Source organism: Rhizobium sp. Rhizsp42 (genome assembly GCF_047304155.1).
GTDB lineage: Bacteria > Pseudomonadota > Alphaproteobacteria > Rhizobiales > Rhizobiaceae > Rhizobium.
Map to the genome: position 1 here is coordinate 1 of NZ_JBGLYS010000115.1, position 621 is coordinate 621.

At 61.8% G+C, this 621-nt stretch carries 1 pseudogene; it reads right to left on the reverse strand.

Annotation, left to right across the window (positions count from 1 at the left end):
• Positions 1–185 (reverse strand): annotated as a pseudogene (locus ACCD05_RS31785) (riboflavin biosynthesis protein RibD); the annotation flags it as partial.
• Positions 186–621 lie beyond the last annotated feature (436 nt).

Genomic DNA, 621 nt, shown 5'->3' on the forward strand with positions numbered 1-621 from the left:
ATCAGACGTTGAGCATTGTGCCGTGTGTTACCCCCCTCTGCCCTGCCGGGCATCTCCCCCACAGGTGGGGAGATTGGCTGGGCGCGGCCGCTCGCTCTACCTTCATTGTTTGATTGGGGAGCAAGCGACTTGCCGATCTCCCCCCTTGTGGGGGAGATGCCCGGCAGGGCAGAGGGGGGTAACCCACGGCACAAGCTTTCGATCACCACATCCCAATCCACGACACACCAAATCCCCACGCGGCTCTCACCCGTGTCTCAACCACTCCAATCTTCACTCGGACGGGGCGCTGGAAATCACCTCGATTGAGTAAGTAGAATATGGCGCTTCCCAGCGCCCCGTTCGGCGGTTTTTATCCGCGACTCCGATCTCTCTGCCTTCTCGCCCAACTTCGCGACGAGACCATGTGTGCCTCACAGGCACGTCCGGGCTCAACTCGGCACCCTCTTGCGAGGGATACCGCCGTCACCGGAGGGAGATCATTTTCCGCGGACCCGGATCGTAAGGTTTTGCGTCTTACCCTCACGCACCGCGCCGATCCCGCCTCGCCGGCACGCCTGCCGGTGTATCCGATGACGGGACGCCGATAGTGTAGGGCGGGGTTTTCGAGGCGGGGAAAAT